The organism is Sinorhizobium sp. 8-89 (genome assembly GCF_030124325.1).
Taxonomy (GTDB): domain Bacteria; phylum Pseudomonadota; class Alphaproteobacteria; order Rhizobiales; family Rhizobiaceae; genus Sinorhizobium.
Genome location: NZ_JASKLR010000016.1, coordinates 21867 through 36260 on the forward strand (window position 1 = coordinate 21867; position 14394 = coordinate 36260).

A 14394-nucleotide genomic window follows, 5' to 3' on the forward strand; every position below is an offset into this window, starting at 1 on the left:
CGCGGAGTTCGCCCGCCCACCTTCCGCGTTTCCCATCACAGGCGTATGATCGCGCTACTGCATGTTTCCTTAAATCGGGGCCCGATTTTTAAGGACGAAAACATGCAGCAATCCGAAGCGCTACAGCGACCTTTGGGCGTCTGAAAAGACGCACGGCGCTGTAGGGCATGTGTTTGGCGGGAGGGCGAGCACGATGGCGGAAACGGACAAGGTGTTTGCGGGCGCGATACCCGATCTCTACGACCGACTGCTTGTGCCGCTCATCTTCGCGGATTATGCGCGCGACCTTGCCGCGCGCATGGCACGGCTGAAGCCCCATGACATTCTGGAGATCGCGGCCGGAACCGGTGTCGTCGCGCGCGCGCTCGCGCCGCAAATGGACGCCAACGCGCGGCTCGTCGCGACCGACCTCAACCAGCCGATGCTCGATCTTGCGGCTGAAAGGCAGGGCGACGATCCGCGCATCACCTGGCGGCAGGCGGACGCGCTGGCTCTGCCGTTCCCGGCCTGGAGCTTCGACGTCGTGCTCTGCCAGTTCGGGGCGATGTTCTTCCCGGACAGGGTGCAGGCCTACCGCGAGGCCCACCGCGTGCTGAAGCCGGGCGGCTATTTCCTCTTCAATGTCTGGGACGCGATCGAGGCGAACGAATTGCCGCTGGCTGTGACGGAAGCCCTGGCCAAGCATTTTCCCGACGACCCGCCGCGCTTCCTCGCGAGAACACCGTATGGCTACGGTGATCCGGCCGCCGTCCGCGCCGACCTGGAGGCCGCCGGTTTCCGCAACATCACGCTGGAGACGCTGGAAATGAAAAGTGGCGCGCTCTCGGCGGAGGAGATCGCGACCGGTTTGTGCCAGGGGTCGCCGCTCAGAAACGAAATCGAGGCCCGCGACCCTTCGGGCCTCCACGCGGCGACGCGGGCGGCAGCCGATGCCCTTCGGCAACGCTTCGGCGAGGGGGCGGTCGTGGGGCGGATCAGGGCCCATGTCGTGAGCGCAAGCCGGTAGAGCATTTCCCCGCTCCATTGATCTGACGCGTAAATTCCAGACGGGAAACCGTTACACGCTCTACGGTCTGCAACCCTGACAGCATAGAACAGCCGGATGGGGAAACCTGGCGAGCGGTTCCCGCCTGCATCCTGCAAAAAAGACGGGAGGACGACGATGCGAAAGCTGCAATCGCAAGGGGTTCATCACATCACGCTGGTCGGCGCGGACCGGCAGACATCGATCGATTTCTGGGAAGGCCTGCTCGGCATGCCTTTCGTCTTCGAGCAGCCGAACCTCGACCGGGCGACGGAAAGCCATCTCTATTTCGATCCGGGCGATGGCCGGCTGATCACGGTGTTCACCGACGAGAACCGCAAGCCCGATCCGAAGCGCACGTCGACCGACATCGGCTGCGTGCATCACATCGCCTTCGCGGTCTCGCGCGCGACGTTCCGGCAGGCGGTCGAGCGCCTTGACGAGCGGGAGATCCGGCACAGCGGCGTCAAGGACCGCGGCTTCATGGACTCGATCTATTTCGAGGACCCGCTCGGGCTGTTGGTCGAGCTCGCCTCGTATCGCTTCGAGCCGCCGGCCGGCCACACCCACGCCGAGGTGCTCATGGAGGCGCACAAGGTGCGCGTGGCGCGCGGCGACTACAATATCTCCGAGGTGCATCTTGCCGACGCCATCGAGGTGCTGATCGAGCGGACACGGCCGTCTTTGTCGGCGGACCGGACGCCGAAGAACCCCTATTGACGAGGGGAGAGGTAGACCAGGGGCGGGCGGCTTAATCGCAGTCGATAGCGCGTCTGACAAGACACGCCTCGCTGTCGTGGCGAGGCAGCATGCAGCGCACGGCAAAGGCGTCCCGTCAACGCCGAACGGTCACCGCCGATAGAGCGACCAGTCCTTGCGTTGGCCACTGGCCTTGCCTTCGGCGAAGAAGACGACGGCTTCGCCGGCCTGTTCGGCGGCGGTTTCGAGCGCCTTTTCGGCATGAGCGAAGAGGCTTGCCGCCGTATCGGCATCATAGGTGGTGCTGCAGCCGAAACGGGCCGTGACGGCGGGCATGCCCGGCCGCTGACCGTTGAAGGCGCGCAGACAGCTCATGCGGATATGCTCGGCAACACGCTGGACCTCCGCCTCGCTGGTCGTCGCGACGAGAATGCCGATCTGCGGCCGGTCGAGCCATGCGGCGAAATCGGTGGCATGGATGGTCTGCGAGACGACGGAGCCGAGCCGCTGCAGGATCGCTTCCTTGAGCTTGATCAGCTCCTTCTTCTCGAAGGGTTCGAGCGCCAGCAGATTGCAGAGGATCAGCGACGCACCGTCCGGATAGCGCTCACCGCCGTAAAGCTCGGCGAGCTTGCGGTTGAAGCCGCGCCGGTTGGCGAGATTGGTGGCGGCGTGCGTGAACTTCGCGCGCTCGAACTCGTCGAGGTCGCCGGTGATCGCGCTCACCGCCGAGATATGGGTCGACACGCTTTCCAGCATCTCGTCGCTTTTCGAACGCTGGATCTCGGTCGCGGCGCGGATCGCCTGCAGCTCGGACTGGATCCTCTGGGTGTCGCCCGGATCAATCGAGGAGAAATTGCCGCTCGCCTGGCCGAGCATGGTCGAGTAGCTCGAAAGCGAGTTCTGGCCCGATTGCAGCGACTCCTTCAACGTCGAGAGCTCGCTGTGGATGCGATTGGCGGATTCGTCGACGACCGATTGGCCGAAGTGGTGCGGCAGGTACATGCGCGCCAGCACGTCCAGATCCTCCTCGGTCACGTCGCGGCCGAGGCGCGCGAATTTCTCGCGCAGTTCCGGATTGTTGCCGCTGATGATTTCGCACATCAGCTCGTAATTGACCGGGGAGGCATCGATCTGCATCCGCTCGAGCGTGGCGAAGGCATTGTAATAGACGTCCCTGCGGATCTGCTGCGCAATATGTTTCGGGGAAGGGCTCACGACAGCCATGGTGCGGCACCTTTCAAAAGAAGCGTCCGACGCGGATGGGGAGGAAACGCATGAAGCGGAAACCTCGGTCAGAAAACGGCGGCAATGATTTTCTTCGACCCCGCATGATGCGGACGAACCGATGCCTGATGCATCCGATCGAACGGCTGAGAGTAACTGAACGCGCGTTAAAGGCGGGTGAAGGGAATGGGGAGAATTTTGCGGTCAGGGGATTTTAGAGGCGGAGAAGTAGCCGCTGGAGGTCGGAGCGAGCGCCGTTGCCATCACCGAAAACTCCATCCTCAAGTCTGTTGGATTGGCGGGAATGCCCACACCCACCTCATTCCGTGCTCGTCAACGGAATGAGGTGGGTAGGGCGCCGGCCCAAATCGGCTTGGTGGACCACACGAGCGTCGAGTGTGAGTGCGCGTCCCTCAATCCTGTCCCACCGACTCATGCGCCCGCCGGGCCTCGGCCGCCTCGTGCTCGCCCCGCATCTCGGTCGCTTCCCTCGCTGCCGGCGGTACGCTTGTGCCGTGCTCTTTCAGCCCGGCGAGCTTGTGGCCGCGTTCGCGCAGCCACTGGAAGACGACATAGAGGGCGGGGATGATGAAGATGCCGAGGAGGGAGGCGGCGAGCATGCCGCCGGCGACGCCGGTGCCGACGGCGCGGCGGCTGAGCATGCCGGCGCCTTCGGCCGTGACCAGCGGGATCAGCCCCACGATGAAGGCGAAGCTAGTCATCATCACCGCGCGGAAGCGGGTGCGCGCGCCCTCGACGGCGGCCTCGACGATGCCCGCGCCTTTCTCACGCCGGAATTTTGCGAATTCGACAATCAGGATCGCGTTCTTCGACGCGAGCGCGATCAAGACGACAAGGCCGATCTGGGCGTAGATGTCGAAGGAGAGGCCGGCGATCAGCACCGAGACGAGGGCGCCCGCGACGCCGACGGCCACCGACAGGAGCACCGGAATCGGGATCGTCCAGCTTTCATAAAGCGCGACCAGGAAGAGATAGGCGAAGAGCACGGCGAGCGCCAGGATCACCGTCGTCTGGCCGGCGGCCTCGAGCTCCTGCAGCGCCGTGCCGGTCCACTCGTAGCTAAAGCCCGGCGGCAGCGTCGTCGCGGAAAGTGCGGCCATCGCCTGCAACGCCTCGCCCGAGGAGACGCCGGGGGCGGGCTGACCGTTCAGCGTGATCGAGCGGTTGTTGTTGTAGCGCACCATCGTCTGCGGGCCGACGATATAGTCGACGCGGGCGACCGAGGCGACCGGCACCATGCCGCCCGCGGCATTGCGCACATGCAGGCGCTGGATGTCGTTGACCGAGTCGCGATCGGCCTCGGCCGCCTGGAGGTTCACCTTCCAGCTGCGCCCGAAGAGGTTGAAGTCGTTGACATAGTAGGAGCCGAGCGTGCCCTGGAGCGTTGCGAAGAGATCGCTGATCGAGACGCCGAGCGCCTGCACGCGGTCGCGGTCGACATCGAGATAGAGCTGCGGCGAGCTTGCCGAATAGGTGGTGAAGGTAGGCCCGAGCTTCGGATCCTGGTTGGCGGCGACGATCAGCCCGCCGGCTGTCGCGGCGATGTCCGCGGCCGGGCGGCCCTGCAGGTCGAGCAACTGATATTCAAAGCCGGAGCCGGTGCCGAGCCCGAGGATCGGCGGCAGGTTGAAGGCGAAGACCTGTGCCTCGCGGATCGTCACGCCCTTGGCCATGGCGGTGGCGACCGCGCTGTTGACCGAGGCCGACGGCGCCTCGCGCTCGGCGAACGGCTTCATGGTGACGACGGCAAAGGCGCTGTTCGACTTGGCAATACCGTCGAGGAAGCTGTAGCCGGCGACGCTGGTCACGTCCTGCACGCCTTCGATGCCGCGGAGGAAGCTCTCGACCTGGCGCAGCGCCACATTGGTGCGGTTGTAGGAGGCGCCTTCGGGCAGGCGGACTTCCGTGAAGAACATGCCCTGGTCTTCGCTTGGCAGGAAGCCGGTCGGCACGACGCGGAACAGCCAGCCGCTGGCGCCGATCGCGACCACGAGCAGGATCACGCCGATCACGGCGCGCCGTGCAATCTTCTCGGCCACATAGACATAGCCGTCTCGGCCATTATCGATGCGCCGCGAGAGCCAGCCGAGAATGCCGCGCTTCTCGCCGTGATGCGGCTTCAACAGGATCGAGCAGAGCGCGGGGCTGAGCGTCAGCGCGTTGATGGCGGAAATCACCATCGACACCGAAACGGCGACCGCGAACTGCTGGAAGAGTTGGCCGCTCAAGCCCGGGATGAAGGCGACCGGCACGAAGACGGAAAGCAGCACGAGGGTGATGGCGACGATCGCGCCGGTGATTTCGCCCATGGCGAGGCGCGCCGCTTCCGGCGCCCGCATGCCGGGGTTTTCCTCCATCACGCGCTCGATGTTTTCGACGACGACGATCGCGTCGTCGACGACGATGCCGATCGCGAGCACCAGCGCCAGCAGCGACACGGTGTTGAGCGAGAAGCCCATTGCGAGGATCACCGCGAAGGTGCCGATGAGCGCCACCGGAACGGCGACGAGCGGAACCAGCGTCGCGCGCCAGTTGCCGAGGAAGAGGAAGACGACGATGATGACAAGCACGAAGGCCTCGACCAGCGTGTGCACGACATTCTCGACGCTCGCCTCGACAAATTCGGAGGTGTCGTAGGAGATCTTGTAGGTCAGGCCTTCCGGGAAGGCCTGCGACAGGCGGTCCAGCGCGGCCCTGACGCCGTCGGAGGCTTCAAGCGCGTTGGCGCCCGGCGCCAGGTAGGTGCCGATCATCGCGACCGGCTTGCCATTGAAGCGGGCGCTCGAATCCGCGCTCGCCGCGCCGAGCTCCACCTTGGCGACGTCCCGCACGCGCACGAAGGAGCCGTCGGCTTCGGCGCGCAGCACCACGTTCTCGAACTGCGCCGGATCGGTGAGCCGCCCCTGGGTCTGCAGGTTCAACTGGAAGAGGGGATCGTCCGTCATCGGCTGGGCGCCGATGCGGCCGATCGCCGCCTGGATGTTCTGGGCGCGCAGCGCGTTGATCACGTCCGTCGGCGTCATGCCGAGGCTGGTCAGCCGGTCGATGTCGAGCACGACCCGCATCGAATAATCCTGCGCGCCGAAGAGCGAGGCGTCGCCGACGCCCGGCACGCGCTTGATCGTGTCCATCACGTTGATGGTGGCGTAATTCGACAGGAACAGGTTGTCGAAGCTGTTGTTCTCGCCCTCGCCGTAGATGGCGATCACCTGCATCAGCGCGGAAGACTTCTTGCGCACGCTGACGCCGGTCTGCTTGACTTCGGAAGGCAGCCTGGGTTCGGCGAGCGAGACGCGGTTCTGCACGTTGACGGTGGCGATATCGGGATCGGTGCCGACGGCAAAGGTCACCGTCAGCGTGTAGGAGCCGTCGGCGCCGCTCGTCGACTTCATGTAGAGCATGTCGTCGACGCCGACGATCTGGCTTTCGATCGGCTGGGCGACGGTCGACTCGACCACCTCGGCGCCGGCACCGGGATAGTTCGCCGTCACGCTCACCTGCGGCGGCACGATGTCCGGAAACTGCGCGACCGGCAGCGCAGTGAGCGCGATCAGGCCGGCGAGCGTGAGCACGATGGAAATGACCGCGGCAAAGCGCGGACGGTCGATGAAGATCTCGGAGATCATGGCTCAGCCGCCCGTTGCCGGTGCGGCATCGACGGTGACGCCCGGCCGCACCTTGCCGACGCCGTCCGTGATCACCTGCTCACCCTCCTTGAGGCCCTTGCCGATGACCGCCTGGCCGCGGGTGGTCCGCGCGACGTCGACGCGGCGAAGCTCGACCTTCGAGTCGGCCCCGACCACCATCACGAAGGCGCCCTGCTGGTCGCGCTGGATCGCCTGCTGGGGTACGGCGAGCACCTCCTGCTTGTCGGTTGCCTCGAGCGTTACGCGCACCAGCGTGCCGTCGAGCAGGAGGGCGTCGGGGTTCGGAAATTCGGCCCTGACCGTGATCGTGTCGGTGCCCGCTGCGACGTTGCTGGAGACGAAGTTGATCGTGCCCTTCTGCGGATAGGTGGTGCCGTCCGGCAGCAGGATCTGCACATTGGCGTCGCGGCCGATTTCGCCTCTCAGCGCCCGCTGGCGATATTCGAGGAAGATGGCGGTCGAGACCGGAAACTCGACATTGATCGGATCGAGCCGCGTCAGCGTGACCAGTGCGCCGGAATCCGGCCCGACCAGCGCTCCGACATCGACGGAGGAAAGGCCGAGGACGCCATCGAAGGGCGCGACGATCCGCGTATAGGAAAGATTGAGCTCGGCCGCCTGCCTGCTGCCTGTGAGGCGGACGATATCGGCCTCGGCCTTCTTCACCTGCGCATTGGCGGTGTCGACCGTCGCCTGTGCGACCGTGTTGCTGGAGATCAGCCGTTGCGCCCGGTCGCGCTCGAGCACGGCGAGATCCCGCGCCGCTTCGGCGGCCTCGATCGAGCCCTGGATCTCCTGGACGGCGGCGCGATAGGTGCCGTCCTCGACCTCATAGAGCAAAGTGCCGGCGGTGACCTTATCCCCGTCCGTGAAGTGGAGCTTCTCGAGGAAGCCGGAAACGCGGGCGCGAATATCGACCCTCTGGATCGCCACGACCTTGCCGGTGAAGTCCGCGCTTTCGCGCAGGTCCATGATCGCGGCGGGCGCGACGACCACGGCGGGCGCCGGTGCCTGTGCCTGCTGGGCGAAAGCCGTTTGCGATGGAATTGCGACAAGCAAGCCCGACGAAAGGGCGGCAGCCAGGATCCTCGAACCACGCATGCACCGTCCTCCCTTGAACGAAACAGCTTTGAGGCGGCTTTTATTTCCCCGCTGGAATATTCGAAATCAGAGCACTTTCACCAGTGCAAGTCACGCAACTTGAGATTGGTGGTGCTCGACAAGATAGTTGTGAAAGGCGGGATTGGAAGGGCAAATTTTGCCCTTGGGTTCGCATGGCAACCCGGACACCCCGCCGGCCTTGATGGCGGGTTTTGGAACCGGTGACGGGGAGGGGCGGCGGCGCGCCTTGCTGCAAAAACACGCAGCGGCCCAAGTCCGCGGCGCGGAAGCTCAACCGAAGGCACGAATGGTCGCGGCCACGGACCGCCTGCCGGACGGACGGTTGCGTTGCCAGCCGGTGTCGACAAACCAGGAGTCAAACACGGCGCAGACGCGCCGTGGCTGGATTCCTGTGCATTGCAGGTCGGGCGCTTCCGGAATTGCGCCTTCAGAGCGTCAGCGGGCGGCGCGCACCACCTTCTTCGGCCCGGGCAGCAGGCCTTCGCGCTGGAGTTTCTTGCGGGCCAGCTTGCGGTAACGGCGCACGGCTTCCGCCTTTTCGCGCACGCGCTTTTCGGACGGCTTTTCGTAGGCGCTGCGCGCCTTCATTTCGCGGAAAACGCCTTCGCGCTGCATCTTCTTCTTCAAAACGCGAAGGGCTTGCTCGACGTTATTATCCCTGACGAGAACTTGCAAAGTATATCCTTCCTTTCGACGGCGAATGCCGTGTTTCTGCATTGGTTATATGCGGTTCGTCTTGATTGAAGAGGGGCATCCCCCTGTTCACATTCCCGGTTTCACATTGAACCTCACCGCGTCGCCCGGATGGGCTCAAACGATCGGTTCAGGCGATCGGTTCAGGCGATCGGTTCACTTCAGCGGCTTCACTTGGCCGCCTTGGTGCTCAACGGCTTCAGCCAGGGCCGGCCGCTGACCAACGCCGCCGCGTCGTCCGCCCGGGCCGGCAGGTCCGTCTCGGTGGCATCGATATCGCCTTCGAAGATGCGCCGGTCGAAGTTCTCGGCGCCGAAGCGAACGCGGTACTGCGGCTCTCCGTATTCGGCCGCCGGCAGGACCCCGACGATGCAGCACTTTCTGTCGGCGCTCGCCGTCCGGGTGAGGTCGGCCCTCAAAACCACCGTGTCGCCAATGCTGTACCTGTTCCGGCTCATCGCCATCTCCTTTGTCGGAAACTTCCGGCGTCGGGAATTTCCGGAGGCAAAACAAAAAGGCCGGGCGTTACCCCGACCTCTTCCCTGTCATTCGCGCGCGCCACTGCCAGTACATCCGTGGTCAGCGGCGGCGAATGACAAATTACGCAGAGCGCAGGTTGTCCGCCGAGCTCTTGCCGGACTTGCTGTCGCGCACGATGTCGTAGGTGACCTTCTGGCCTTCCACGAGCGAGCGCATTCCTGCGCGTTCGACGGCAGAAGCATGCACGAACACATCGGTCTGGCCGTCGTCGGGCTGGATGAAACCGAAGCCCTTGGTGCTGTTGAACCACTTTACAGTGCCTGAATTCATAACGATTTCCTTTCAATCGCGAGAGTTTCCGGACAAATATTTCATCCGGCTTGATCGATATTTGAGAGGAAATCTGACAAGCGCATCGGCGCTTCGGCAAAGGTCACAAGCAATGTTCGATGCGCTATATATAGACGCTATTGCCGGATATGCAATGGACAGGCCGAATTTAATCGGGGAGGCGGGTTCTGGGGGCGGGGAAATACCATCGAGCCCGACTGGAACCCGAGATAATGTTTCGGAGGACCATCGTCACGCTGGCCGAGGTGGGTCGGCAGCGGTTTGAGAGTGGGTGCAGACGAGCTAACCAGGCCGTCCGAGCACGTCGAGGAGCCAGACGAGACCGGCGTCCATCAGCGCCGCCTTCGGCACAACCGCCTGGACGCTGGGGCTGCCGAGGCCCAGCGGCAGCTTTGTGGTGGCGACGGCGAAGCGCTCCGCATGCATCTCGACGAACCGCTTCGGCAGGAAGCAGATCAGCTGCGTCTTGCTGACGAGATCGAGCGCCAGCAAGAAATTCGGCACGGCCAAGGCTACGCGGCGAGAAAGGCCGCGGCTTTCGAGTAGCTCGTCGACAAGGCCCCGGAGGTCGCCTCTGGGGGCGACAAGCAGATGCTGCATGCGGCAATAGTTCTCGAGCGTCGGGTTTTCGAGGAAGGGATGGCCGCTCCGCGCCGCGACTACGAACTCTTCCTCGTAAAGCGGTTGCGCGGTAAAGCGGGCCGGCAGCTCGTAAAAAGGGGCGATCGCCACATCGATCAGCCGCCCATCGAGATCGGAAAGCGCCGTCTCCATTTGCATGTGACGCACGACGAGATCGATGCCCGGTGCGTTGCGGGCGATCTCGTCGAGCAACGGCGGCAGGAAAACCGAGAAGCCATCGGCCGTGCCGATCGTGAAACGGCGACGGGCGCGCGCCGGATCGAAGGGCTCGGCGGTGGAGATGACGCTTCTCACCCGCGCGAGAATATCGGCTATCGGCGTCGCCAGTTCCTTGGCGCGATCGGTCGGCACCACGCCCTTCGGATTCTTCAGGAAGAGCGGATCATTGAGCAGCCGCCGCAAGCGGCCGAGACCGTGGCTGACGGCGGAGGCGGAGAGGTTCAGCCGTTCGGCGGCGCGGCCGACATTCCCCTCGTCAAGCACTGTTTCGAAGAGCACCAGCAGGTTGAGGTCGGCGCGCGATAGGTCGATTTCATTCAGCATAATCATGAAATCATATCACTTCATTCAGTATTCACAAAGTCGTAGGTCTTCGGGCGAGGCCCATGCGGTCTCCCAACAGCCTGGAGGACGAAATGAGCGACTTCATCGGGTATATCGAAAGCCTGGCGCTGCGCAGCTTGCAGCCAGCGGAGGGGCGGGGCCACCCAACGGCGAGTGCCAATCCCGCCGTCAACGCGCGGCTCCGCGAGGCGCTCGCCGGCGAGGACAAGGCGGCGGCGGTCATCGGCTTCTGGCGCGACGCGGGGCCGACACGTTGGTTTGCCAAGGAGCCGGAGTTCGATCGCGCCTTTCGCGAGCACTTCCTCGCGAGCCACGAGGCGGCGGCCCGCGGCGAATTCTTGGATTGGACGGTTTCGCCGGAGAAGACGCTGGCGCTCCTTCTTCTCCTCGATCAATTCCCCCGCAACGCCTTTCGCGGCACGCCGCGCATGTATGAGACCGACGCCCTGGCGCTCGGCATCGCACGCGCCGCCGTGGACGCGGGCTACGATCTCAAGGGGCCGGCCGACCTGCAGCTCTTCTTCTATCTTCCGTTCGGCCATTCGGAAGAGCTTGCCGACCAGGAGCGCTCCGTCGAACTTGCCCGCCGTCTCGGGGAGCCGAGTCTTTCCCACGCTATAGGCCACCGCGATATCGTCCGCCGCTTCGGCCGCTTCCCGCACCGGAACGGGATTCTCGGGCGGACGATGACGGAAGAGGAGCGGCGGTTTCTCGACGCGGGTGGGTTTGCAGGGTGAGAGGGGGCGACGAGCGGACCCCTCCTGCATGTTTCCTTAAGTCGTAGCCGATTTAAGGATAGAAACATGCAGCAATTCAAAGTGCTACAGCGTCCTTTGCGCGTCTGATCACAATACACGACAGTAGCCAGCTTCTACCTTGTTGGTTGCGGTACGGAACGCATCTCCTCCTGGCCTCATTCCTGTGCTTGTCACAGGAATCCAGCCAGCCCAAGTCTTTGGGCTGAAAAGACTCTTCCGCGCCGCAGACGCGGCGCTGCTGGATTCCTGTGACGAGCACAGGAATGAGGGCAAAAAGAGCATCCGCGAAGCCAATTGAGCTACTGTCGTGTACTGTGGCGTCTGATAAGACGCGCGGCGCTGTAGTATAGGCGAATCTCCTCCGACGAAGTGAGCTTCGATGTCGTTGTTTTCAACTCAGCGAGCTACCGCATCCGAGGCAAGAAACAAAAGCCTCGGGTTACCCAAATTTCTTCCTGTCATTCACTTGGTGCCGCTGCCAGTCCATCCGTAGTTAACGGCGGCGTGTTCTCCGCCCGATCAGTTCCCGGTAATGCGGAAAGATGTGATCCGCGGTGAGAGGGGCAAGCGCCACGCCCGCAGCATCAAAGGGCGACACCCATCTCAATTCCTCGATTTCGGCCGCGGGGTGGAAGTGAACCTGCTCCGTCCTGACGAGGAAGACATCCGCATGGACGCGGTGCCCCGGTTCATTGGATGCCTCGGCGCTGAACTCACCCAGGAGCTCAAAGGACGCGGGTTCGACGTCAAGGTCGATCTCTTCCCTGAGTTCCCGCGCCAAGGCCGCATCCGGCGTTTCACCGGGAGCGATCTTTCCGCCCGGCTGCATGAAGGCGCTCGCCCCGCGCTTGCGCACGAGGAGCGTTTGGCCGTCGGGGCGGAGCAAGAGGGCAGCGGCGATGCGGATTGTGGTCAAGTTGGGCACCTTGGTTGGCGAATACAGATGGGTGGGAGCGGACCTACGAGAGCTAATCCACTGAGGCGAATAAGGCAGGAGAGGGCTTTTGGACCCAGTGGCCTCATAGTTCGTCCGTCGGAGGTCTGAATAGCACTCCTCGCCTTCCCCCAAAAGCTCGTCTTCATATTTCATGACTGACTGGAATATTGCGAATTCTCGTTCGCATTGGCAGCCTCTGTCCTATTCGCCGCCTGAAGATGCGCGAGAAGGTATTTTAATAGGAGCTTTTGGATGGCGCCTGTCGGGAACACATCAGCGGGATCATCTGTGCCGTGAAACACGCCATCTCGAGATTTCTTAAGCCTTCGAAATTCAGTGTCGTCGTCCGCCGCACTTTCCGGAAGGAGTATGGTGGCGATGATTAGGAATTTGTCCGCCAATCGATATTTATCGCTCATTACCTCGACCAACCGATCGATCACAGGCTTTGCGGCCGCTGGAACTCCCGCCTCCATGATCTCGCGCCACCGGGGCGTCGTAAGTCGATTTGAACACCGATTGGACAAATATCTCCAGAGCATTCCACCCGTCCAAATAGGCTTGGAGGGGGTCAGACGTGTTGTTAATAGATGATGTCAGCAATGCAATTGGACGTCGCAACTTGGTGTCGTCCAACATTTTTTCCGCCATGCTGCCCGCCACGTCTAACAGATCGGCCGGAGGCAACGATGCGACGGACAGCGTAGCATTTCCCCTTGTGAATGAGAACGCGTACAAAGGCTTAGCGCCATTCGTCGTTAGGAAGATCACAGACCCAATCTCTTCGCACCTCAAGTCAGCATTCGACGGAAGACGCAAGGCTAGTCCTGTGAGGATCGCGTCGATTGCCGGTCGATAAGTTTTATGAATCGCCTCTTTGTCGAGACCGTCTATCGCGATCTCAAAATCCCCTGCATCGCGACGAGCTTTGAATTCCGGCTCAGGCACATCCGTCACTGCCAGTGCGATCAAGTAGGAGCCTAGCCGTCGGTTTTCCGCTCGACGCGCCTTGGCGGCCCCGATTTCACTATCAAGCCGCTCTTCCAGAGAACCATCTTCTCCGCCCTTTAACAGCCCCTTCAGCAGCCCGTTAGCGACTGCTTGGAACTTGTCGATGTGAACAAAATACGGCTCCGGGTCTTCGGTCAGTGAGAAGTCCATTGGAGGATCGCCGAGCGTCGAGGTCTGGGGTCCCGCTGGTAGCTTGCTGACGCCCAAGAGCTTCCAAACCTTTATGTAGTCGAGCCGCACAGGGATCCTCCTCCATCGAATGTTAGAAAGAATGATCAAGCTCAAGCATGATCGAAATCTAGCTCAAACCCGAGAAAAGAATGGCCGCCTTGGGTCGGGTCGTGACCTTCGCGGCCTCCGGTGGCAAGGTTCGCATTTGGCCCAAAGCGGTCATTGATAGCTAGCCGTGAGGCGGGTCTATTTGCAATCAATCACCAGCCCCACAACAGCCAATACCAACCGTCGGGCCTCCTCAAGCGTTGGCGGATTTTGAGGCAGTGGATGCCTCTCACTCGGCGCGTGCCGATACCGGTTAGCGGTCTGTCGCGTTTTCTTCCAACCGCTATTTATCTCTTGAACTTTGCGCTCACCTCCAAGGAAGTCTTCAATCCTCTCCATGCCCTTATAGAGATCGAACCAATTGTCGGCCCTGGCCAGGAAGATGAGGAAATCAGCAATCGCATCCTGCGAATCCGCCTTCGCCAGCCGTCTTTGCATAATTGATGGCGTTAGCTTGGTCTCCACATTGCCGCCTCCTACTGTGGCGAAAGAGACAAGCCGATCTGGTTCTTCAGTAACGTTCAAACTTGCTTCGATCGTAACAGGTAGTCTCGCGCTATCTTCTCCGAAACGAAAGATGCGGCCACACACGATACGGCGCGCGTGGGGTTGACTAACAAGCAGTGCGCCCGTTGATCTGTTCGACAAGCCGCCGAGCGTCCGACGCCGTCTCGCCAGTAGTCGCGAACGCCTGCCAAGCCTTTGAGCGAAGCAGCAGAAGAGTCTCATTTCCCTCGCGATATTCCTCCAGCCACGGATCAAATGGAGCCTTCAATTCTTCGCGTAGGTCGTCTAGATCAAGCTTTCGGCCTAGAAGCTCGACGGCCCATCCTTGGCTTATTGTCATCAATTGTCCCTCCTCAGCTATTCAGATAGCCGCCTTCGACCGGACTCGCTAGCATTACGGATTCTATAGGCCCTGCGGAATCATCAAATGGC

At 62.4% G+C, this 14394-nt stretch carries 14 protein-coding genes; 3 read left to right on the forward strand and 11 right to left on the reverse strand.

Annotated features, from left to right (window positions below; all coding sequences use genetic code 11):
• The first annotated feature begins 193 nt into the window (after nucleotides 1-193).
• Together QN219_RS23980 and QN219_RS23985 are read left to right on the forward strand one after the other, a co-directional pair.
• Complete coding sequence (locus QN219_RS23980; RefSeq protein WP_284002573.1) at nucleotides 194-1006, forward strand: methyltransferase domain-containing protein; 813 nt, start codon at nucleotides 194-196, stop codon at nucleotides 1004-1006.
• 156 nt (nucleotides 1007-1162) lie between these two features.
• Nucleotides 1163-1744: a VOC family protein gene (locus QN219_RS23985; protein WP_284002574.1), complete on the forward strand. Its 582-nt coding sequence runs from the start codon at nucleotides 1163-1165 to the stop codon at nucleotides 1742-1744.
• Nucleotides 1745-1873: 129 nt separating this feature from the next.
• Here QN219_RS23985 and QN219_RS23990 read toward each other — a convergent pair whose 3' ends face one another.
• From QN219_RS23990 to QN219_RS24020, 7 genes are all read right to left on the reverse strand, one after another.
• Complete coding sequence (locus QN219_RS23990; RefSeq protein ID WP_284002575.1) at nucleotides 1874-2950, reverse strand: diguanylate cyclase domain-containing protein; 1077 nt, start codon at nucleotides 2948-2950, stop codon at nucleotides 1874-1876.
• A 413-nt stretch (nucleotides 2951-3363) separates the two neighbouring features.
• A complete protein-coding gene (locus QN219_RS23995; RefSeq protein ID WP_284002576.1) occupies nucleotides 3364-6597 on the reverse strand; it encodes a multidrug efflux RND transporter permease subunit in 3234 nt (1077 codons plus the stop codon).
• 3 nt (nucleotides 6598-6600) lie between these two features.
• The gene (locus QN219_RS24000) at nucleotides 6601-7719 is read right to left on the reverse strand and encodes an efflux RND transporter periplasmic adaptor subunit (RefSeq protein ID WP_284002577.1); all 1119 of its coding nucleotides are present in this window, start codon (nucleotides 7717-7719) and stop codon (nucleotides 6601-6603) included.
• Between the two features lie 456 nt (nucleotides 7720-8175).
• Entirely contained in the window at nucleotides 8176-8415 is a 240-nt protein-coding gene (gene rpsU / locus QN219_RS24005) for a 30S ribosomal protein S21 (RefSeq protein WP_284002578.1), read from the reverse strand.
• 188 nt (nucleotides 8416-8603) lie between these two features.
• Complete coding sequence (locus tag QN219_RS24010; protein WP_284002579.1) at nucleotides 8604-8891, reverse strand: cold-shock protein; 288 nt, start codon at nucleotides 8889-8891, stop codon at nucleotides 8604-8606.
• Between the two features lie 142 nt (nucleotides 8892-9033).
• Nucleotides 9034-9243, reverse strand: coding sequence for a cold-shock protein (locus tag QN219_RS24015; protein WP_284002580.1), 210 nt, complete (start codon nucleotides 9241-9243; stop codon nucleotides 9034-9036).
• 303 nt (nucleotides 9244-9546) lie between these two features.
• Nucleotides 9547-10449, reverse strand: a complete 903-nt coding sequence (locus QN219_RS24020) for a LysR family transcriptional regulator (RefSeq protein ID WP_284002662.1) — start codon at nucleotides 10447-10449, stop codon at nucleotides 9547-9549.
• A gap of 92 nt (nucleotides 10450-10541) precedes the next feature.
• On the opposite strand from QN219_RS24020, the gene QN219_RS24025 reads away from it, so the two are divergent.
• On the forward strand, nucleotides 10542-11207 hold the full coding sequence (locus tag QN219_RS24025) for a DUF924 family protein (protein WP_284002581.1): 666 nt from the start codon (nucleotides 10542-10544) through the stop codon (nucleotides 11205-11207).
• Between the two features lie 514 nt (nucleotides 11208-11721).
• On the opposite strand, the gene QN219_RS24030 is transcribed toward QN219_RS24025, so the two are convergent.
• The 4 genes from QN219_RS24030 to QN219_RS24045 form a co-directional block, all read right to left on the reverse strand.
• On the reverse strand, nucleotides 11722-12144 hold the full coding sequence (locus tag QN219_RS24030; RefSeq protein ID WP_284002582.1) for an NUDIX domain-containing protein: 423 nt from the start codon (nucleotides 12142-12144) through the stop codon (nucleotides 11722-11724).
• A 170-nt stretch (nucleotides 12145-12314) separates the two neighbouring features.
• A complete protein-coding gene (locus QN219_RS24035) occupies nucleotides 12315-12584 on the reverse strand; it encodes a hypothetical protein (RefSeq protein WP_284002583.1) in 270 nt (89 codons plus the stop codon).
• Nucleotides 12574-13416, reverse strand: coding sequence for a hypothetical protein (locus tag QN219_RS24040; protein WP_284002584.1), 843 nt, complete (start codon nucleotides 13414-13416; stop codon nucleotides 12574-12576). The genes QN219_RS24035 and QN219_RS24040 overlap by 11 nt, the downstream gene beginning before the upstream one ends.
• Nucleotides 13417-13593: 177 nt before the next feature.
• Nucleotides 13594-13920, reverse strand: a complete 327-nt coding sequence (locus QN219_RS24045) for a hypothetical protein (protein ID WP_284002585.1) — start codon at nucleotides 13918-13920, stop codon at nucleotides 13594-13596.
• Nucleotides 13921-14394 lie beyond the last annotated feature (474 nt).